The 20,637-nt window shown below is 72.7% G+C and carries 16 protein-coding genes and 1 pseudogene; 4 read left to right on the forward strand and 13 right to left on the reverse strand.

The features are described from left to right. Positions 1-49: 49 nt before the first annotated feature. From ACFY6S_RS10485 to ACFY6S_RS10500, 4 genes are all read right to left on the reverse strand, one after another. On the reverse strand, positions 50-1,177 hold the full coding sequence (locus ACFY6S_RS10485) for an RNA polymerase sigma factor (RefSeq protein WP_388821441.1): 1,128 nt from the start codon (positions 1,175-1,177) through the stop codon (positions 50-52). 142 nt (positions 1,178-1,319) lie between these two features. Next, the gene (gene dnaG, locus ACFY6S_RS10490; protein WP_388821444.1) at positions 1,320-3,224 is read right to left on the reverse strand and encodes a DNA primase; all 1,905 of its coding nucleotides are present in this window, start codon (positions 3,222-3,224) and stop codon (positions 1,320-1,322) included. Positions 3,225-3,293: 69 nt separating this feature from the next. Then, positions 3,294-4,571 carry an NAD(P)/FAD-dependent oxidoreductase gene (locus ACFY6S_RS10495; RefSeq protein ID WP_388821447.1) on the reverse strand — a complete coding sequence of 426 codons (1,278 nt, stop codon included), beginning with the start codon at positions 4,569-4,571 and terminating at the stop codon, positions 3,294-3,296. 231 nt (positions 4,572-4,802) lie between these two features. Beyond that, positions 4,803-6,083, reverse strand: coding sequence for a deoxyguanosinetriphosphate triphosphohydrolase (locus ACFY6S_RS10500; protein ID WP_388821450.1), 1,281 nt, complete (start codon positions 6,081-6,083; stop codon positions 4,803-4,805). Positions 6,084-6,279: 196 nt separating this feature from the next. Here ACFY6S_RS10500 and ACFY6S_RS10505 point away from each other — a divergent pair. Continuing rightward, positions 6,280-6,983 (forward strand): annotated as a pseudogene (locus ACFY6S_RS10505) (vancomycin high temperature exclusion protein). A 141-nt stretch (positions 6,984-7,124) separates the two neighbouring features. Here the strand turns inward: ACFY6S_RS10505 and cutA are convergent. Continuing rightward, positions 7,125-7,469, reverse strand: coding sequence for a divalent-cation tolerance protein CutA (cutA, locus tag ACFY6S_RS10510; protein ID WP_388821453.1), 345 nt, complete (start codon positions 7,467-7,469; stop codon positions 7,125-7,127). 161 nt (positions 7,470-7,630) lie between these two features. Here cutA and ACFY6S_RS10515 point away from each other — a divergent pair, with 161 nt between their 5' ends. The 3 genes from ACFY6S_RS10515 to ACFY6S_RS10525 all read left to right on the forward strand — a co-directional run bounded on the left by ACFY6S_RS10515 (position 7,631) and on the right by ACFY6S_RS10525 (position 10,072). Next, positions 7,631-8,470 (forward strand): aminotransferase class IV, encoded by an 840-nt coding sequence (locus ACFY6S_RS10515; protein WP_388821456.1) that lies wholly within the window; start codon positions 7,631-7,633, stop codon positions 8,468-8,470. Positions 8,471-8,709: 239 nt separating this feature from the next. After that, positions 8,710-9,300: a hypothetical protein gene (locus ACFY6S_RS10520; RefSeq protein ID WP_388821459.1), complete on the forward strand. Its 591-nt coding sequence runs from the start codon at positions 8,710-8,712 to the stop codon at positions 9,298-9,300. A 109-nt stretch (positions 9,301-9,409) separates the two neighbouring features. After that, positions 9,410-10,072, forward strand: coding sequence for a class F sortase (locus tag ACFY6S_RS10525; RefSeq protein WP_388821462.1), 663 nt, complete (start codon positions 9,410-9,412; stop codon positions 10,070-10,072). A gap of 114 nt (positions 10,073-10,186) precedes the next feature. On the opposite strand, the gene ACFY6S_RS10530 is transcribed toward ACFY6S_RS10525, so the two are convergent. The 8 genes from ACFY6S_RS10530 to ACFY6S_RS10565 all read right to left on the reverse strand — a co-directional run bounded on the left by ACFY6S_RS10530 (position 10,187) and on the right by ACFY6S_RS10565 (position 20,573). Then, positions 10,187-10,966 (reverse strand): sulfite exporter TauE/SafE family protein, encoded by a 780-nt coding sequence (locus ACFY6S_RS10530; protein WP_388821465.1) that lies wholly within the window; start codon positions 10,964-10,966, stop codon positions 10,187-10,189. A 273-nt stretch (positions 10,967-11,239) separates the two neighbouring features. After that, the gene (locus ACFY6S_RS10535; protein WP_388821468.1) at positions 11,240-12,262 is read right to left on the reverse strand and encodes an ArsR/SmtB family transcription factor; all 1,023 of its coding nucleotides are present in this window, start codon (positions 12,260-12,262) and stop codon (positions 11,240-11,242) included. Positions 12,263-12,746: 484 nt separating this feature from the next. Next, on the reverse strand, positions 12,747-15,476 hold the full coding sequence (gene ppdK / locus ACFY6S_RS10540; RefSeq protein WP_388821471.1) for a pyruvate, phosphate dikinase: 2,730 nt from the start codon (positions 15,474-15,476) through the stop codon (positions 12,747-12,749). Positions 15,477-15,817: 341 nt separating this feature from the next. Further along, positions 15,818-16,501, reverse strand: a complete 684-nt coding sequence (locus ACFY6S_RS10545; RefSeq protein WP_388821474.1) for an HAD family hydrolase — start codon at positions 16,499-16,501, stop codon at positions 15,818-15,820. Further along, on the reverse strand, positions 16,498-17,601 hold the full coding sequence (locus ACFY6S_RS10550; RefSeq protein ID WP_388821477.1) for an ABC transporter ATP-binding protein: 1,104 nt from the start codon (positions 17,599-17,601) through the stop codon (positions 16,498-16,500). Before ACFY6S_RS10550 ends, ACFY6S_RS10545 begins: the two co-directional genes overlap by 4 nt. Positions 17,602-17,608: 7 nt before the next feature. Continuing rightward, entirely contained in the window at positions 17,609-18,532 is a 924-nt protein-coding gene (locus ACFY6S_RS10555) for an ABC transporter permease (RefSeq protein ID WP_388821480.1), read from the reverse strand. After that, positions 18,520-19,425 (reverse strand): ABC transporter permease, encoded by a 906-nt coding sequence (locus tag ACFY6S_RS10560; RefSeq protein ID WP_388821483.1) that lies wholly within the window; start codon positions 19,423-19,425, stop codon positions 18,520-18,522. The genes ACFY6S_RS10555 and ACFY6S_RS10560 overlap by 13 nt, the downstream gene beginning before the upstream one ends. After that, entirely contained in the window at positions 19,425-20,573 is a 1,149-nt protein-coding gene (locus ACFY6S_RS10565; protein ID WP_388821486.1) for an ABC transporter substrate-binding protein, read from the reverse strand. Before ACFY6S_RS10565 ends, ACFY6S_RS10560 begins: the two co-directional genes overlap by 1 nt. Positions 20,574-20,637 lie beyond the last annotated feature (64 nt).

Here is a 20,637-nt window from a genome sequence, read left to right on the forward strand (position 1 = left end):
GGCCGGGACTCGTCGGCGGGGGGCCGGGACTCGTGGGCGGGGGCCCGGCTCAGTCCAGGTAGCCGCGCAGCTGGTCGGCGAAGGCGTGGTCGCGCAGTCTGCCGAGGGTCTTGGACTCGATCTGGCGTATCCGCTCGCGGGTCACGCCGAAGATCCTTCCGATCTCCTCCAGGGTGCGCGGCCGGCCGTCGTCCAGCCCGTAGCGCAGCTGGACCACCTTGCGTTCGCGCTCACCGAGCGTGGAGAGCACCACTTCCAGGTGTTCGCGCAGCAGCAGGAAGGCGGCCGACTCGACCGGGGACGGGGCGTCGCCGTCCTCGATCAGGTCCCCCAGCGCGACATCGTCCTCCTCCCCCACCGGGGTGTGCAGGGACACGGGCTCCTGGGCGAGCCGCAGCACCTCTCTGACGCGGGCGGGGGCCAGGTCCAGCTCGGCGCCGACCTCCTCGGGGGTCGGCTCCTGGCCGCGCTCCTGGAGCATCCGGCGCTGGACCCGTACGACCCGGTTGATCAGCTCGACCACATGGACCGGGACGCGGATCGTACGGGCCTGGTCGGCCAAGGCGCGGGACATCGCCTGGCGTATCCACCAGGTCGCGTACGTCGAGAACTTGTAGCCGCGGGTGTAGTCGAACTTCTCCACGGCCCTGATCAGGCCGAGGTTTCCCTCCTGGACGAGATCGAGCATGGTCAGACCGCGGCCGACATAGCGCTTGGCGACCGAGACGACGAGCCGCAGATTCGCCTCGATCAGCCGGCGCTTGGCCATCCGGCCGAGCACGACCAGCCGGTCGAGGTCCAGGGCGAGCCGCGAGTCGGGGTCGGGAGTGCGGCTCAGTCTCTCCTCGGCGAACAGCCCCGCCTCGACGCGGCGGGCCAGCTCGACCTCGTCGGCGGCGGTGAGCAGCGGTATACGGCCGATCTCCCGCAGATACTGCCGGAAGAGGTCGGACGAGGCCCCGCCGGAGTCGGTACGGCCGCCGTGCCCGCCCGGAGGCTCGGGCACGAGGGGTGACTCCACGGAGCGCTCGGTGAGCAACTGGGTCTGCACGGGGGCGACCTCCTGGGTGATCGCTGCCGTCCGGGGGGAGTACGGCGGCGGGGCGGAGGCGGCCGGGCCGCACTCCGGGGGACTCAGCACCGCCCCCCAGTGTGCGGTACGGCATATCGCTGCCACGAGGGGCGTGCGGTGACTTTCTGAACCCGCGCGTAATCGTGCCGTTACGCGGGCGGCGCGGACCGTACGGGCGGGAGCGGCGCGGCGGCCCGGTGGACGGGGTGGGGAGGGAGGCGCCGGCGGACGCCGGGCCGGACGGCTCTCAGAGCGCGTCGGCGCCCGAGTTCCGCAGGGCCTGGCCGTACTGCTGGAGGATCCACAGGTCCTTCTGCACGGCCGCGTGGTGGTCCGGGTCGGCCTGGGTGCCGAGCCGGGTGAGCGTGCCCGTGACGTCCTGCACGCGGCGGTCGACGGCGCGCAGCCGGACCTGGACGAGCTGCTGTCCGGCGTAGATCTCGTCGATGGTCTTGCCCCGGAAGACCTCCACCGCCAGCTCGGTGACCATGGCGCGCACCTGGTCGTCGGGGGCCGCCTCGCGGACCCTGGCCAGATACTCGGGCGCGGACAGGAGGCCCGACTCGGCGCCGCCCGCCTCCTCGATGGCGCGGCGCACCGCCGCGTACGGCGGGGCGGTGAATTCGTCCTCGCCGTAGGCATCGAAGGCCGGGGAGACCAGCTCGGGGCGCTGGAGCGCGAGCTTCAGCAGCTCGCGCTCGGTGCGGTGGGCGGGGCTGCGCAGGGTGAGGGCGGGGCCGGAGGGTGCCGGTCGCGCCCCCGTCTCGTACGACCGGGGCGCGCGCCGCTCGGGGCCGGCCGACGGGCCCCGGCCGCCCCGGTCGCGCGCCCAGCGCGCCACCTGGGCGACGCGCTTGACCACGAACTGGGTGTCGAGGATGCCGAGGATGCCGGCGAGCTGGACGGCCACCTCGTGCTGCGAGGAGCCGTTCTTGATCCTGGCGACGATCGGCGCGGCCTCGTCCAGCGCCGCCGCCCGGCCGGCCGGGGTCTCCAGGTCGTACCGGGAGACGATCTGCCGGATGGCGAACTCGAAGAGCGGCGTGCGCGGTTGTGCCAGGTCCACGACGGCCTGGTCGCCCTTGGCGAGCCGCAGCTCGCAGGGGTCCATGCCGTCGGGGGCGATGGCGATGTAGGTCTCGGCGGCGAACTTCTGGTCGTCCTCGAAGGCGCGCAGCGCCGCCTTCTGGCCCGCCGCGTCCCCGTCGAAGGTGAAGATCACCCGGGCGCTGCCGTTGTCCATCAGCAGCCGGCGCAGGATCTTGATGTGGTCGCCACCGAAGGCCGTGCCGCAGGTGGCGATGGCGGTGGTGACCCCGGCCAGGTGGCAGGCCATCACGTCGGTGTACCCCTCGACGACAACGGCCCGGCTGGACTTGGCGATGTCCTTCTTCGCCAGGTCCACCCCGTACAGCACCTGGGACTTCTTGTAGATCGCGGTCTCGGGGGTGTTCAGATACTTGGGGCCGTTGTCGTCGTCGCGCAGCTTGCGCGCGCCGAAGCCGACGACCTCTCCCGAGATGTCGCGGATGGGCCACATCAGCCGGCCGCGGAACCGGTCGATCGGGCCGCGCCGGCCGTCCTGGGAGAGACCGGAGAGCAGCAACTCCTTGTCGGAGAAGCCCTGTCCGCGCAGGAAGCGGGTGAGGTGGTCCCAGCCGACCGGGCTGTATCCGACGCCGAAGTGCTCGGCCGCCGCCTGGTCGAAGCCGCGCTCGGCGAGGAACCGGCGGCCGATCTCGGCCTCGTCGCCCGCGAGCTGCTCGACGTAGAAGCGCGCCGCGATCTTGTGGGCCTCGACCAGCCGGGTGCGCTCGCCGCGCTGGCTCGACGGGTTGTACCCGCCTTCTTCGTAACGAAGGGTGATGCCCGCCTGGGCGGCGAGCCGCTCGACCGTCTCGGAGAAGGAGAGGTGGTCGATCTTCATGACGAAGGCGATGGTGTCCCCGCCCTCCTGGCAGCCGAAGCAGTGGAAGAGACCCTTGCTCGGACTGACCTGGAAGGAGGGGGACTTCTCGTCGTGGAAGGGGCAGAGCCCCTTGAGATTGCCGCCGCCCGCGCTGCGCAGCTGGAGATACTCGGACACGACGGCGTCGATCGGGACCGCGTCCCGGACCGCCTTCACGTCGTCATCGTTGATCCTGCCTGCCACGCGTGAATTCTACGGGCCCGCGCCGACACACGCGGACAGCCCTCCGGCGGGCGGAGGCGAAGGGCCCGGCTATCCGCCGAGCGAGGCCAGCGCTACGTTCGGATCGGCCAGGGCGTCCAGATCCTGCGGCGCGCCGGAGCGGATCAGGCGCTGGATGTGCTCGGTGACGTCCCACACGTTCACGTTCATCCCGGCGAGCACCCGGCGGTCCTTCAGCCAGAAGGCGACGAACTCCTTCTTTCCCGCGTCGCCCCGCACCACCACCTGGTCGTAGGAGCCGGGCGGCGCCCATCCCGAGTACTCCAGGCCCAGGTCGTACTGGTCGGAGAAGAAGTAGGGGACGCGGTCGTGGACGACGTCCTGGCCGAGCATGGCGCGCGCGGCGGCCGGGCCGCCGTTGAGGGCGTTGGCCCAGTGCTCGACCCGTACCCGCTCGGCGCCGAGCGAGCCGCCCCAGCCGACCGGCGGGAAGGCGGCCACGTCACCGGCGGCGAAGATGTCCGGGTCGGAGGTGCGCAGCGAGGCGTCCACCGCGATGCCGCCGCCCGCGGACCGGGGAGCGAGGGCGAGCCCGGCGGCCTCGGCGAGGGCGGTACGCGGGGCGGCGCCGATCGCGGCCAGGACGTCGTGCGCCGGATGCTCCTCGCCGTCGTCCGTGAGGGCCGACAGGACCATGCCGTCCTGCCCGGTGATCTCGGTGAGCCGGGCGCCGAAGTGGAACCGTACGCCGTGGTCCCGGTGGATCTCGGTGAACAGCTGGCCCAGTTCGGGGCCGATGACCTGGTGCAGCGGCGTCGCCTCGGCCTCCACGACGGTGACCTCGGCGCCGTATCCGCGCGCCGCCGCGGCGACCTCCAGGCCGATCCAGCCCGCTCCCGCGATCACCAGATGGCCGTTGTCCCGGCCGAGTGCGGCCAGGACCTGGCGCAGCCGGTCCGCGTGGGCGAGCCGGCGCAGATGGTGGACGCCCGCCAGGTCGGTGCCGGGGATGTCGAGGCGGCGCGGTTCGGCGCCGGTGGCCAGCAGCAGCTTGTCGTACCGCAGGGCGGTGCCGTCGCCGAGGAGGACGCACCGGGCGTCCCGGTCGACGGCGGTGACGGCCTGGCCGAGGTGCAGCTCGACCCGCGCCCCGGCGTACCAGGCGGGCTCCTGCGCGAAGACGCTGCCGCGCTCCTCCGCGCCGGTCAGATAGCCCTTGGAGAGCGGCGGGCGCTCGTAGGGGTGGTCGCGCTCGTCACCGATCAGGATCACCCGGCCGGTGAACCCCTCCGCGCGCAGGGTCTCCGCGGCCTTCGCCCCGGCCAGCCCTCCGCCGACGATGACAAATGTCCGATGTGCGTCGACCACTTGATGCCTCCTCTTCGCGCTGCCGCCATCTGCGAGCGTCCCGTACCGAGCCTCACGGCGAAAGGGGGAGCGCTCCTGGGGCCGGTCCCGCGGTCGGTGTCCCACCGTGATCCGGCACCTCTGGTATATGCCCGTATCGGAGGCGGTGAGGCATGAGGGGCCCGGGCGGCTCGTGCCCTGCCGCCCCCTGCCTCGCGCCCCGTGTGGCCCGTGCCCGCCGGTCCTCGCCGGTCAGAGGCGGTTCGTGAGCCCTCTGTGCAGGGAGCGGGCCGCCGCGTCCGTGAACGAGGCGATCTGGTCGACGATGACGCGTTTACGCGCCCGGTCGTCGCCGGCCGTGTCGAACAGGGCGCGGAACTGCGGGTCGAGCCCCTCGGGCGCGCGCGCCGTGAGCGCCTCGGCCAGCTCGGCGAGGACGACGCGCTGGTCGGCCCGGAGCTTCTCCTGTTCCGCGCGCTGCATCACATAGCGGTCCGCGACGGCCTTGAGGACCGCGCACTCGTGGCGGGCGGCGCGCGGGACGACCAGTTCGGCGGTGTAGCGGGTGAGCGGGCCTGTCCCGTACCGCTTTCTGGTCGCCCCCTCGGCGGCCTCGCAGAAGCGGCCGATGAGCTGGCTGGTGGCGTCCTTGAGTCGGGACTGCGCGAGGGCGGAGCCGTCGTAGCGGTGCGGCCACCACTCCTGTGCCATGAGGCGGTCGAGCGCGGCGGCCAGCTCCTCCGGGTCGGTCCCGGCCGGTACGTAGCGGCCGATCGCGACCTTCCAGATCTCCCGCCGCTCGGTCGCGGAGGCGAGCGCCGAGGGGTCGACATGGCCGGCGTGCAGGGCGTCCTCGAAGTCGTGGACGGAGTAGGCGACGTCGTCGGACCAGTCCATGACCTGCGCCTCAAAGCACGTGCGGTCCGCCGGCGCGCCCTTGCGGGCCCAGTCGAAGACGGGCAGGTCGTCCTCGTACACCCCGAACTTCACCGAGCCGGGCTCTGTGGGGTGGCCGCCGCGCGGCCAGGGGTACTTGGTGGCGGCGTCCAGGGCGGCCCGGGTGAGGTTGAGGCCGACGCTGACGAGATCGCCGCCCCCGGGGGCCCGTACGAAACGTTTCGGCTCGATCCGGGTGAGCAGCCGGAGCGACTGGGCGTTGCCCTCGAAGCCGCCGCAGTCGGTGGCGAAGTCGTTGAGCACCTGCTCGCCGTTGTGGCCGAACGGCGGATGTCCCATGTCGTGGGAGAGGCACGCGGCCTCGACGAGATCCGGGTCGCAGCCGAGGGCGGCGCCCAGTTCGCGGCCGACCTGGGCGCACTCCAGGGAGTGGGTCAGTCTGGTGCGGGGGCTGGCGTCCCACTCCCGGCTCCACGAACCGGGCGTCACGACCTGGGTCTTGCCCGCGAGCCTGCGCAGCGCGGCGGAGTGCAGCACGCGGGCGCGGTCGCGCTGGAACGCGGTGCGGCCGGGGCGCTTGTCCGGCTCGGCGGCCCAGCGTTCGGTGGATGCGTCGTCGTACGGGATGCCTGCCATGCACCGACCGTAACCGGAACGGGCGGTTTGAGGCGTACGCGGGTGACGAACCGGCGGAAGATCGGGCGGGGCGCGAGGAAACCGATCGGTGGCTCCGGTCGTCGTACAGGACGGGTCGTACGGAACGAGTCGTACCGGGACGGCCACACACAAACGCGTCAAGCGATTCGGCAACTCGGCAGGGGGACACCGACCCATGACACCGCCCGGGCCGCCGCGCCCGCGACCGTGGCGCACCCGGCGCGGACAGCGCCGCGCCGCGCAGACCGTGATGCTCGGGTGCGTGCTCGCGCTGCTGCCCTCGACCTGGCTGCACGCGGCCGCCGACAGCCGGGTCCGTACGGTCGCCGACGTGCCCGCGCGCGATGTCGCCGTGGTCTTCGGCGCCGGGCTGATCTCCGGCCGGCCGACGCCGTATCTCGCCCACCGCTCGACACGGCGGCCGAGTTGTACCGCACGGGCAAGGTGAAGGTCCTGCTCGTCACCGGGGACAACAGCCGGGAGGAGTACGACGAGCCCGACGCCATGCGGACGTATCTCGTGCGGCGCGGTGTGCCGGACGGGCAGATCGTGAGCGATTTCGCGGGTTTCGACACCTGGGACTCCTGTGTCCGCGCGAAGCGTGTCTTCGGGGTCGGGCGTGCCGTGCTGGTGACGCAGGGGTTCCACATACGGCGCGCGGTGGCGCTGTGCCGGGCGGCGGGGGTCGAGTCGTACGGCGTCGGGGTCGCCGAGCCGCACGACGCGACCTGGTACTACGGCGGGGTACGGGAGATCTTCGCGTCGGGGAAGGCGGCGGCCGACGCCGTGGTCCGCCGTGACCCCACGTTCCTCGGTCCGGCCGAACCGGGGGTGACGGAGGCGCTGGCGACGCACGGGCGGGGGGACGTCGGGCCATGACCGTTCGCCCTGCTCGTGCGCCGCGCTCACGCCTTCCCGCGCGCCGCGCTCACGCCTTCCCGCGCGCCGCGCTCACGCCTTCTCGTGTGCCGCGCTCACGCCTTCCCGCGCGCCGCGCTCACGCCTTCTCGTGTGCCGCGCTCACGGCGCGGTGGTCTCCTCGGCGACCCACGCCAGATACGCGGCGCTCCCCCGCACCACGGGCAGGGCGATGATCTCCGGGGTGTCGTAGCCGTGGGCGGCCTTCAGATGGGCCTCCAGCGCTTCGTAGCGCGCGGCGGTGGTCTTGAAGAGGACCTGCCACTCCTCGGCGGTCTCGATCGCGCCCTGCCAGCGGTAGACCGAGGTGACCGGCGCGGAGACCTGCGCGCACGCGGCGAGCCCGGCCTCGATCACGCCCCTGGCGAGTTCCGCCGCCCGGTCGGCGCTGTCGGTGGTGGTCAGCACGGTGAGGCAAGCAGGGGTCGCGGGGGTGGCTGCGGTCATGGAGGGGGCTCCTTCGTACGGAGGGGACGGGAGAGGAGGAGAGCGGAGAGGCCGTCCGGCGCCGGCCCGCCGGCCGCCCCTGGCACCGTACGGCCCCGGCGGCCCGCGCCGCCCTCTCCGGATCGTCCCCGGCCCCCTCGCGCGCCCCCTACGGTGGCGGTATGACGACTTCCACGCCCCGCCCGGCCCCCCGTACCGCGCCCGCCGGACCCGTGTCCCCGCCCGCGCCCGGCCTGCTGATCGAGGTCGACGAACGCCCCGCCACCGAGGCGGAACTCGGGCAGCGCGTCATGAACACGTACGGGCACTTCACCGCCCTCCAGGTCAGGGACGGCCGGGTGCGCGGGCTGGCGAAGCACCTCGCGCGGCTGGACGGGGCGAGCCGGGAGCTGTTCGGTGCCGGGCTGGACGGCGGGCGGGTGCGGTCGGCGCTGCGGCACGCGCTCGGTGACGTGCGGGACGCGTCGGCCCGCGTGTACGCGCACGAGCGGCCCGGCGCCGGCGGCATCGCGCTGATGGTGACCGTACGGCCGCCCGCCGGGACGCGGGAGCGGGCGGTGAGCCTGATGTCCGTGCCGTACCTGCGCCCGGTCGCGCACCTCAAGCACCTGGGCAGCTTCGCCCAGCTCCACTACGGCCGGGTCGCGGAGCGGGCGGGCTTCGACGACGCGCTGCTCACCGGGCCGGGCGGGGTCGTGTCGGAGGGTGCCATCAGCAACATCGCCTTCTGGGACGGCGACACGGTCGTCTGGCCGGACGCGCCCGCGCTGACCGGCATCACCATGGCCCTGCTGGAGACGCGTCTCCCGGCCGCCGGTCTCACCTCGGTGCGCCGCGCGGTGACCCTCGCCGACCTGCCCCGCTACCGCGCCGCCTTCGTCACCAACTCGCTGGGCATCGTGGCCGTCTCCCGGATCGACGACACGGTCCTCCCGGGCGACGCGGCGCTCCTCACGACGGTGCGCGAGGTCTACGACGGGGTGGAGCGGGAGCTGATCTGACCCATCGGCACCGCCCCCTCACCCGTTCGGCACCGGACGGCGCATGACATCGGGTCGGGCCGGGGCTCCGCTCTGACCTGTGGGTATTCCGGTCGGCGCGGTCGGCGCGCGGCTCCGCGCCGGGGAAACTGATCCTCCATCAGCAGGCGTGCGCGGCGCCGGGCGCCTTATCTCGGAAGGGAAGCACCCGACACGCCGGCCGCGTCCCCAGCGCCCCGCGCCTGCCCCGGAGGATCACCATGCGCCGCCCCACTGCCCGCCTGCTCACCGGTACCGCGCTGGCGGTCGCCTCACTCGGGCTCTGCGCCGCGGGCGCGTCCTCGGCGTTCGCCGGGGACCACGAGCGCGGGGACCACGGACGGGGAGATCAGGAGCGGGGAGGGTACGAGCGGGGGGACCACGACCGAGGGGGCCACGGCCGGCTGGAGCTGTCCCCGAGGAACGCGCGCCCCGGCACCCTGGTGACCGTCTCCACCGGCGCCTGCGGCCATGACGGCCACGGCAAGGGCGAGGCGTGGTCGCTCGGGGTCCGGGACTTCCGGCTCGACCCCCGTCACGACAAGGAGCGCGCGACCGGGGAGTTCCGGGTGCCGGACGACGTGCGGCCGGGCGACCACGAGATCCGCGTACGGTGCGACAACGGCCGGGAGGCCACCGGCGAGCTGTACGTGGAGCACCGCGGGCCGAGCGGCCATGTGAAGACCGGGGTCGGCGGCAGCGTCGGCCGCGACACCACTCAGATCGCGGCGGGCGTGGCCGTCCTGGCCGTGGCCGCCGTTGGCGGGACCCGGCTCCTGCGCCGCCGGGCGAGCGGCGCGCGGGAAGGCTGACGGGGCGGTCGGCGCCGCCCCGGTTCCGCCCGCGTCCCCGTCCCCGTCATGCTCATCGCTGCCGGGGGCGGGGAACCTCCGTACCTCCCCGATCCAGGAGGCCCGCCCCATGACCGCCGAGGCCGACCAGGCCACCGATGCCGCCGCTACGGCTCCCCGGCGCTCCGGCTGGTGCGTCGTCCTCGCGCTCTGCGCCGGGGCCTGGCTCGTCCACAACGGCTTCCAGCCCGTCACGCCGCCCATGCCGTCGGCCGCCGAGGCGTTCGCGGCCGGTCCCGGGCACTACACGGAGGCCGCCGCCGACCCGCTGCCGGCCGCCGCGCCGGTCGCCGTCCGCATCCCCGGCATCGAGGTCGACGCGCCGGTCCTCGGGCTCGGGCTGGCGCGGGACGGGAGCCTCGACGTGCCGCCGGCCGGCAACGGCAATGTCGTCAGCTGGTACAAGGACGGTGCCGCCCCCGGCGCCAAGGGCACCGCGATCCTCGCCGGGCATGTCGACAACGCGCGCGGACCGGCCGTCTTCTACGCCCTGGGCACGCTCAAGAAGGGCGGGCGCGTCGAGGTGGTCCGCTCGGACGGCCGTACCGCCGTCTTCACCGTCGACGCCGTCGAGGTGTACGAGAACACCGACTTCCCCGACGACAAGGTCTACGGCGCCGCCGACCGGGCCGAGCTGCGGGTGATCACCTGCGGCGGCGGCTTCTCCGCGAAGACGGGCTATCAGGGCAACGTCGTCGCGTACGCCCATCTCATCGGCGCGCGGAACACCTGAGCCGGCGGGGCCGGAGCGGACCGGACGCACACCGGGCCTCGCGTGTCTTACGTCTTCCGGGCCGCCGTGCGGGCCTCGCGCCGGGTGGTCGACGGCGGCGCGGCCGTCGGCCCTTCACGCCGTGAACTGGTCGAACGCCAGCTTCGCGACCAGCGAGAACACCACCACCAGCAGCACCCCGCGCACGAACTCGCTGCCCTTCCTGAGCGCCATCCGCGCGCCGAACATCCCGCCCGCCAGGTTGAACACCGCCATCACCCCGGCGAGTTGCCACAGCACCGTCCCCTGGTAGGCGAACATCGCGAGCGCCCCGACATTGGTGCACACGTTCACGATCTTCGCCGTGGCCGAGGCCCGTACGAGGTCGAGATGGAGTACGGCGGTGAGCGCGAGGACGAGGAAGGTGCCCGTACCGGGTCCGAAGAGGCCGTCGTAGAAGCCGATCCCGCCGCCGACCAGCACGATCGCGGAGACGACGCGGGCGCGGCCGGCCGGCTCGCCCGCCTGCGCCCTGCCGAAGGCCGGCCGGAGCATCACGAAGGCCGCCACCGCCAGCAGCACCACCATGATCACGGGCCGCAGCACCTCGCTGCTGATCCCCGCGGCGAAGAACGCGCCGGTCATCGACCCGGCGAGCGCCATGAGTCCGATCCGTACGGCGGTCCCCACCTCGACCGGAGCCCTGCGTACGTAGGTGACCGCGGCGCCCGAGGTGCCGACGAGGGCCACCGCCTTGTTCGTGCCGAGGATGTGCGCGGCCGGTACGTGCGGCAGACCGAGGAGCAGCGCGGGCAGCAGGAGCAGCCCTCCCCCGCCGACCACGGCGTCGATCCAACCCGCCGCCGCGGCGGCGACACAGAGAACGACGAGCATGGTCAGCGATATATCGGGCATGATCGCGACTTTATGGACGGGCCGAGTGCCCTGTCCATCGCCTCCCCGCGGAGTTGAGCAAGTCCAGAGGTTTTCGCGCCGCGGGTCGGTGCCGGACGAAGCGGAGGGCGCCGGGCGGGCGGCGGGCCGGACCGGGGCAGGGCACGGAGGTTGGCGTTTTCCCATGGCGGGCGGCTCCTCCGCACAGGCGTTCGTCAACGACGTCACCGGAGCGGAACGAAAGCGGCACGTGCCGCGGTGGCACGTGCCGACTCCGGGAACCTCACGGGCGCGTCAGGAAACGGACCTTCTGTTACGGGCGTGGCGTCCGTCCACCCGGACCCCGCCCCGCAGGAGCGCGCCGCCCAGCGGGGTGAGGGTGTGCAGCACGGCGTTGCCGTGCCGGAGCGTGCTGATCAGCCCCGCCTCGCGCAGGACGCACGCGTGCTGACTGGCGGAGGCGAGGGACACCCCGGTCCTGCGGGCCAGTTCACTGGTCGTACAGCCGTGCTCGATGGCGCGCAGCACGGCCGAGCGGGTGTGGCCGACGAGCCGGCCGAGCGAGGGGCCCACGCGGTCGGTGGCGGCGGGCGCCTCGGAGTGGGTGATGGGATAGACGAGGACGGGCGCCAGCGCCGGATCGCGGTAGACGACCGGGGTGGTGCGGCAGAAGAACGACGGCTGGAGCAGTAACCCCCGCCCTTCCAGGCGGAGTTCGCGCTCGACCGGGTAGTCGGCCTCCAGCACGGGCCCGCGCCAGCGCACCATCGGCGGCAGCGAGGAGAGCAGCTCGTCCGAGCCGCCGTCGAGCAGCGCCCGGCCGCGCAGCGCGCGGTCCGCCTCGACCCTGGTGCGGACATGGGCCCAGTACGGCTCGACGGCCGCCCGGTGGTACGTACGCACCGCCTCCACGAGCCGGCCGAGATGGCCGGGGCCGCCGTCGGCGAACGTGGCCAGCCGCTGGCCGGGGTCCTTCCGTACGGATCGGGTCCCGCCCGCCCTCAGCAGCGCCAAGTCACCGCGGACCCGCTCGCTCGCGGTGGCGCGCAGGGCTTCGAGGCCCGCCTCCAGGCCGAGGCGGCCTTGGACGGGCGTCAGGAAATCCGGGAAATAGCCGCGCTGCGGTACGAGCGCCGAGAGCAGGCTTGTTTCACCATTCAACCGGCTACGGGCCTCCGCCCGCCATTCCCCATAGGCAAGCGGAGCGCGCCGATCCCTTATTCGGTGAAAGCTGAGAATCGTTTCCCACAGCGGGTCGGGCCCGGGGGCCATCCGGACCCGCGCGAGATCCTTCTCCGTGAAATGAATACGCAGCATGAAATCCCCACCTGTTGCATCCTCAATCTCCCCATCACTGAGTATGCATGCCATCACCGGCTGTTACCACGGTGTTTCGGCCACAGTTGAAACGGCTGGCGGGGGTGGGGTGCGGTGCTAAATGCTGTGACGCGTCGGGCAGGAAACCTGAACCACCGAATAGGCGCAGTGAAGGCCGTGGGGGGCTTTGCTCGCTCGGCGGCGGTCGGTCCAGGTGCGGCTCCGTGCCCGGCTCGCGTAATGGAGTGCGGCCGGTGGGTGGGGATCCACCGGCCGCACTCCCCGGTTTCTTTCCGGAGGCGCGGTGGAAAATCGTGTGGGCCCATGGCGAAGGGGCGGACGCCTCCGCACGAGGCGTCCGCCCCTTCGCTGTGCCCGGGTCCTCACGGCGGCTCCGGCGAGGGTCAGGGATGGACCCGCCGTAAGGACCCGGTGTCCGGGCCGTCCGGCACGTTCCGGACGGGAGGGGTGAACGGGACAGCCCTTAGCGCGAGTCGCTGCCGCCGTGGCCGGCCGCCGCCGCGCGGCCCGCCTCCAGCCGTGCCACCGGGATGCGGAAGGGCGAGCAGGAGACGTAGTCGAGCCCCACCTCGTGGAAGAAGTGCACCGACTCCGGGTCGCCGCCGTGCTCGCCGCACACGCCCAGTTTCAGCCCCGGCCGGGTGGCGCGGCCCGCCTCGGCCGCGCTGCGCACGAGCGCGCCGACGCCGTCCCGGTCGATGGTCTCGAACGGCGAGACGCCGAAGATGCCCTTCTCCAGGTAGGCCGTGAAGAAGCTCGCCTCCACGTCGTCCCGGGAGAAGCCCCAGACGGTCTGCGTGAGGTCGTTCGTGCCGAACGAGAAGAACTCGGCGGCCTCCGCGATCTGCCCGGCGGTCAGCGCGGCGCGCGGCAGCTCGATCATCGTACCGAGCGCCAGCTTGAGCCGGGTGCCGGTGGCCCGCTCGACCTCGGCGATGACCCCTTCCGCCTCGTCGCGCACGATCTCCAGCTCCTGGACCGTGCCGACCAGCGGGATCATGATCTCCGCGCGCGGGTCGCCCTTGGCGTCGACGCGCGCGGCGCTGGCCTCCGCGATGGCCCGTACCTGCATGGCGAAGAGGCCGGGGATGACCAGACCGAGGCGGACCCCGCGCAGCCCGAGCATCGGGTTCTGCTCGTGGAGCTTGTGGACGGCCTGGAGGAGCCGCAGATCGTTCTCGTTGTGGTCCTTGCGCGCCTCGGCGAGGGCGACCCGTACCGACAGTTCCGTGATGTCGGGCAGGAACTCGTGGAGCGGCGGGTCGAGCAGCCGGACCGTGACCGGCAGCCCGTCCATGGCCTCGAACAGCTCGGTGAAGTCCTTCTTCTGGAGGGGCAGCAGCTCCCCGAGGGCCTGTTCGCGCTCCTCGTCGGTGTCCGCGAGGATCAGCTTCTCGACCATCGCGCGGCGCTCGCCGAGGAACATGTGCTCCGTACGGCACAGTCCGATGCCCTGCGCGCCGAACCGGCGGGCGCGCAGGGCGTCCTCGGCGTTGTCGGCGTTGGCGCGCACCCGCAGCCGGCGGCGGCGGTCCGCGTACGCCATCATCCGGTGGACGGCGCCGACCAGTTCGTCGGCCTCCTCGGCGCCCGCGTGCATCCGGCCCTCGAAGTACTCGACCACGGGCGACGGGACGACGGGGACCTCGCCGAGGTAGACCTTGCCGGTCGAGCCGTCGATGGACAGGACGTCGCCCTCCTCGATGACGGTCGAACCCACCGTCAGCCGCCGGGCCTTGGTGTCGACCTCCAGCTCCTCGGCGCCGCACACACAGGTCTTGCCCATACCGCGCGCCACGACGGCCGCGTGCGAGGTCTTGCCGCCGCGCGAGGTGAGGATGGCCTCGGCGGCGATCATGCCGTCCAGGTCGTCGGGGTTGGTCTCGCGGCGGACGAGGATGACTTTCTCGCCGGACCGGGACCACTTGATCGCGGTGTACGAGTCGAAGACGGCCTTGCCGACGGCGGCGCCCGGTGAGGCGGCGATGCCGCGCCCGAGCAGCTCGCGCTCGGTGTGGTCGTCGAACCGGGGGAACATCAGCTGCGCGAGCTGCGCCCCGGTGACGCGCTGGAGCGCCTCGGCCTCGTCGATCAGCCCCTGGTCGACGAGTTGGGTGGCGATCCGGAAGGCGGCGCCGGCCGTGCGCTTGCCGACGCGGGTCTGGAGCATCCAGAGACGGCCGCGCTCGATGGTGAACTCGATGTCGCACAGGTCCCGGTAGTGCGTCTCCAGGGTCGCCATGATGGACAGCAGCTCGTCGTACGACTTCTTGTCGACGGTCTCCAGGTCGGCGAGCGCCACGGTGTTGCGGATGCCGGCGACGACGTCCTCGCCCTGGGCGTTCTGGAGGTAGTCGCCGTACACGCCCTGGTGGCCGCTGGCGGGGTCGCGGGTGAAGGCGACGCCCGTACCCGAGTCGGGGCCGAGGTTGCCGAAGACCATGGAACAGATGGTGACGGCGGTGCCGAGGTCGCCGGGGATGCGCTCCTGACGGCGGTAGAGCTTGGCGCGGTCGGTGTTCCAGGACTCGAAGACGGAGCGGATCGCGAGATCCATCTGGGCGCGCGGGTCCTGCGGGAAGTCGCGGCCCGTTTCCGCGGAGACGATCTCCTTGAACCGCGTGACCAGCTTCTTGAGGTCGGCGACCGCCAGCTCCACGTCGGTGGCGGCGCCCTTGGCCCGCTTGGCCTCCTCCAGCGCCTCCTCGAAGTGCTCGCCGTCCACCCCGAGGACGGTTCTGCCGAACATCTGGATGAGCCGGCGGTACGAGTCCCAGGCGAACCGCTCGTCCCCCGCCTGGGCGGCGAGACCGGCCACCGAGGCGTCGGAGAGACCCACGTTGAGGACGGTGTCCATCATGCCCGGCATGGAGAACTTGGCCCCGGAGCGTACGGAGACCAGCAGCGGGTCCTCCGCCCGGCCGAGCCGCTTGCCCATCCGCTCTTCGAGGGCGTCCAGATGGGCACTGACCTCGTCGCGCAGCGCGGCCGGTTCGCTGCCGGTGTCGAGGTAGATGTTGCACGCCTCGGTGGTGATGGTGAAGCCCGGAGGGACGGGCAGGCCGAGGTTGGTCATCTCCGCGAGGTTGGCGCCCTTGCCGCCGAGGAGGTGCTTCAGATCCTTGTTGCCCTCGGTGAAGTCGTAAACGTACTTCGCGGAAGGGGCTGCGTGGGGATCGCTGTTTTCCGACACGGGTCTCGACTCCTCGACGACGCGGTGGCTGCCCTGACGGCGAGGAACATACCCAGATCGAAGGCGGCTCGGTACGGCCACTTGACTGTCATACGGCATGGACCACCCGTCCGCCGACGGATCGAAAGGACGGAGCGCCCGGCCGTCGGGGGCGGCCCGCTTCACACCTCGAAGCGGAGATGACCCGACCATGACGGAAAACGCTCATACGAGCGGAGTCGGTGATGCTTGATTACACGAGTTGAACACGGAAGGGGTGGCACGCAGTGCCACCCCTTCCAGAGATGCAATCGCCCTTGATCCGCTCATCTGAGCTTCGCTCAAATCAAACGTGGCGATAATCACGCCCGTTCGGCGCAGGCGCGGAGCACCCCGAGGTCCACGTCCTCCAGGCTCCGCGCGAAGTACCGCCCGCTTCCGGGACCGACCGGCAGCAGTGAGGGGACCACCAGCACCGGGCATCCCGCCGCCGCGGCGGACGCCGTGCCGTCCGGCGAGTCCTCCACCGCGACGCACGCGCCGGGCGCGGCTCCGAACCGTCCGGCGGCGGCGCGGTACGGATCGGGGTGCGGCTTGGTCCGTACGGTGTCGTCGGCCGAGAGCGTGAAGGCGAACGGCACATCGGCGAGCGAGCCGCCGACCACCGAGTCCACGACGCTCCTCGGCGAAGCGCTCACCAGCGCGAACGGCACCCGCGCCCGCTCCAGCTCGGCCAGCAGCCGGCGGGCGCCGGGGCGCGGCGGAGCCCCCGCCGCCACCCGCCGGAAGAAGGAGGCGGCGAGTTCGGCGGCGGCCTTGTCCCGGTCGGCCGCGCCCGTGACCCGGATCAGATGAGCGGCCGTGTCGGCGACGGCCCGGCCGACGACCTCCGGCGCGTCCGCGTCGGTGAGCCGGTGGCCGAGACCGGCCGCGACCTCCTCGGCGGTCTCCCACCAGAGCACCTCGGTGTCCACCAGGGTGCCGTCCATGTCGAAGAGGACGGCTGCCGGGGACGCGTGCCGCCCCGGCGGCGTGGGGGCGCTCACGCGCCCCCGCCCGCGGCCGGCACCACCAGCACCGGCCGGGGCGCCGGCTCGACCCGCGCCCGCACCCCCGGCACCAGTTCGCCGGCGTCGCGCGACGGCACGTCGCAGTGGACGGAGCCGCCGCCCGGCAGGTCGAGCAGCACTCGGGTGACCGACCCGAAGAAGGCCGCGGAGACGACCGTGGCGTGGCCGGCCGGATCGGGGGTGGCCAGCACGTTCTCCGGCCGGATCAGCACCTCCAGCTCCCCGGCCGCCGGGATCTCGCCGTCCACGGGCAGTGTCAGCCCGGCGACCTCGATCCGGCCGCCGTCCGCGCGCCGGCCCGGCAGCCGGTTCATCGTGCCGACGAACTCGGCCACGAAGGCGGTGGCGGGCCGCTCGTACAACTCGGCGGGCGGCGCGCACTGTTCGAGCCGCCCCGCGTTGAGCACGGCCACCCGGTCGGCCATGGAGAGCGCCTCCTCCTGGTCGTGCGTGACGAAGATCGTGGTGATCCCCAGCGAGAGCTGGAGCCTGCGGATCTCCTCGCGCAGCGTCAGCCGGACCTTGGCATCGAGTGCCGACAGCGGTTCGTCGAGCAGCAGCACCCGCGGGCGCAGGGCCAGCGCGCGGGCGAGCGCGACGCGCTGCTGCTGGCCGCCGGACATCTGGTGCGGGTAGCGGTCGCCGTGCTCGGGCAGCCCGACCAGGTCGAGGAGTTCGGCCGCGCGCGTGTGCCGCTCGGCGGCCGGCACCTTCCGTACCCGCAGCCCGAAGGCGACGTTGTCGCGGGCGTTCAGATGCGGGAAGAGGCTGTAGGACTGGAAGACCATGCCCGCGTCGCGCCGGTTGGCCGGTACGAGGGTGATGTCCTCGCCGTCCACCAGCACCTCGCCCGAGTCCGGCTGCTCGAAGCCCGCGAGGACCCGCAGCGCGGTGGTCTTGCCGCAGCCGGACGGGCCGAGCAGGGCGAGCAGTTCACCGGGCCGGGCCGTCAGATCCAGGCCGTCGAGGGCGACCGTGGGCCCGAAGGCCCGGCGCAGGGAACGGAATTCGACGAGGGCGCCGGTGGCGCCGGTCTCCTCCGGCCGCCGGGCGGTCGTGGTGGAGAGGGATGACATGGGGCGGCTACTCCTTGCCGGGAACGGAGGGGGCGGGCGGGGCGGGCGTCGCGGCGACGGCGCGGGTGCCGGCGCGCGACAGGGCGAGCAGCAGCGCCCAGGTGATCAGCAGGCTGAGCAGGGAGACCGCCACCGACATCCGCGCCTCGGCGCCCGAGACGGACACGATCCACACCGCGAAGGGCCGGAAGCCCAGCAGCGAGGCGATCGTGTACTCGCCGAGCACCAGCGCCAGGGTGAGGAAGGCGGCGCCGGCCAGCGAGGAACGCAGATTGGGCAGCACGACCCGCCACAGCACCTGGAACCGGCTCGCCCCGCAGTTGCGCGCGGCCTCCACCAGGGTCGGTACGTCGACGGCGCGCAGCCCGGCGTCCAGTGAGCGGTAGACGAACGGCAGCGCCAGCACGGTGTACGCGAGGACGAGGATCACCGGGAAGGACTCGTTCTGCACGGCCAGGAAGGTCTGGTAGAGCGGGGTGCGGGAGAGATGGTCGGGCCCCCAGCGCAGCACCGTGGTCACCCCGGTGACCAGCGCGATCGGCGGCACCACCAGGGGCATCATGCAGACGATCTCGACCACGGGCCGCAGCCTCGGCGCCCCGAGCCGCACCGCCACCAGCGCCGGGACGGCGAGCAGCAGGGCGAGCGCGATGGTCGCTGCGGCCAGTCCGAGCGAGAGCAGCAGGCTCCGGACGAAGCCGTCGGCGGAGAGGATCCCGGTGTACGCGGCGAGGGAGAAGCCCTGGTTCGGGATGTGCACGGTGAAGACGAACGAGGACAGCAGCGGGACGACGAAGTAGATCCCGGCCAGGGCCAGCACGGCGCCGCGCCAGACCCGGGGGCGGCGCCGCGCCCGTACGGCCGTGCCGCCCGGTGTCCGCCGGGGGGTCCGTCCGGGGGCCTCGGTGGCGGTCGGGGTCAGTGCAGCCATCGGGAACTCCGTCGCTGGAGGGGCAGATAGACCGCCATCACCAGTCCGGCGATCACGATCATGTCGAGGCTCAGCGCGAGCGCCACGTTCTCCTGACCGACCAGGACGTTGCCGGAGAGGGCGTCCGCGATCTTCAGGGTGACCAGCGGGACGGACCCGCCGACCAGGGCGGCGGCGGTGGCGTGCGCGGCGAAGGCGCTGCCGAACAGCAGCACGAACCCGCCGAGCAGCGAGGGCGCGAGGACCGGCACCCCGACGTGGCGCCAGAACTGCCAGGCGGTGGCCCCGGCGTTCCGCGCGGCCTCGCGCCACTGCGGGCGCAGCCCGTCGAGCGCCGGGATGATGACGAGCACCATCAGCGGGACCAGGAAGTAGAGGTAGATGACGGCGAGCCCGGTGAAGGAGTAGAGGTTCCAGCCGAGGCTGTCGAGCCGGCCGATCCGGGTGACCACGCCGGAGATGCCGAGGGTCGCGACGAACGCGAACGCCAGGGGAATCCCGCCGAAGTTGGCGAGCACACCGGAGGCGGTGAGCACCGCGTCGCGCAGCGCCCCGCCGCGCGAGGTGACGACGGCCTGGGCGATCAGCACGCCGAGGACCGTGCCGATCACGGCGGTCAGCGCGGAGAGCTGGACGCTGCCGGCGAGGGAGGTGAGGTAGGGGCCCTGGAGCGAGCGCTGGAGGTGTTCCCCGGTCACGGTGGTGGCGCCGGTCGCCGGGTCGTCGCGGGTCAGCGCCCCGTACAGCAGGGCGCCGACCGGCAGTCCGAAGCACACTGCGGCGAAGACGAGCAGCGGGAGAGCGCCGAGCCAGACGCGCGACGCTCCGGGCCGCTTGCGGGCGGCCCGCGCGGTGCGTCCGGCGGCGGGCCTCGTGGTGGGAGCGGCTGTCATCAGGAGACGGCCTTGTCCCAGTTCTCGGCGAGGTCGGCGTTGGCCTTGTCCAGCTCCTCGGAGGTCGGGAAGGTCGGCGTCCCCTCGACGGCGGGCAGCTTGGTGACGAAGGACTTGTCGGCGGTGCCTTCCGTGGTCATGGAGGGCAGCAGCACGGGGCGGGCGTACCCCTTGAGCCAGAGGTTCTGGCCCTCGGCGCTGTAGAGGAACTCCATCCACAGGCGGGCGGCGGCCGGGTGGGGCGCCTCCTTGTTGATGGCCTGCGAGTAGTACTGCGCGTAGACGCCGTCGCTCGGGACGGCGACCTTCCAGTCGACGCCCTTGCCCTTGAACTGGTCGGCGTAGCCGGCGTTGAGGTAGTCCCAGTCGATGCTGATGGGCGTCTCGCCCTTCTCGACGGTGGCCGGGGTGGACTCGACGGGGATGAAGTTGCCGCTCTTCTTCAGCTTGCCGAAGAAGTCGATGCCGGGCTGGATGTCCCCGAAGGAGCCCTTGTTGGCCAGGGACGCCGCGTACACCCCGCCGAAGGCCGAACCCGCCTTGGTGGGATTGCCGTTGAGCGCCACCTTGCCCTTGTACTCGGGCTTGAGGAGATCGGCGAAGGTCTCCGGGCAGGTCTTGATCCTGGCCGCGTCGCAGCCGATGGAGACATAGCCGCCGTAGTCGTTGAACCAGAGCCCGTCCTTCTCCTTCTGGGAGTCCGGAATGCTGTCCCACGCCTCGACCTTGTACGGCGCGAACAGCTTCTCGGCGGCGCCGCTGCGGGCGAAGGCGATACCGAGGTCGAGGACGTCGGGGGCGCGCTTCTGTCCCTTGCGGGACTTGACGGCGGATATCTCGTCGGAGCTGGAGGCGTCGGGGTTCTCGACGCTGACCTTGACCTTGTACCTGGCCTCGAACGCCTTGATGACCTCGCCGTAGTTGGCCCAGTCCGGCGGCAGTGCGATGGCGTTGAGGGTGCCCTCCTTCTCGGCGGCGGCGACCAGTTCCTTCAGCCCGCCGAGGTCGGCGGCCGAGGTGGCGGTGGCGGCGGACGAGGTGTCCTCCTCGGGCGCAGCGCCACAGGCGGAGAGGGTGGTGAGGGCGGCGGTGCCGAGCGCCAGGGCGGCGACGAGTCTGCCGTTGGCGCGGGAACGGTATCGGGTCACGCGGTGTCTCCCGGAGGCGAAAAGGGGCGCCGAGGCGGGCCCCGAAGCAGGAACTTGTTCATAC

Origin of the sequence: Streptomyces sp. NPDC012835 (assembly GCF_042900885.1) — a bacterium.
GTDB lineage: Bacteria > Actinomycetota > Actinomycetes > Streptomycetales > Streptomycetaceae > Streptomyces.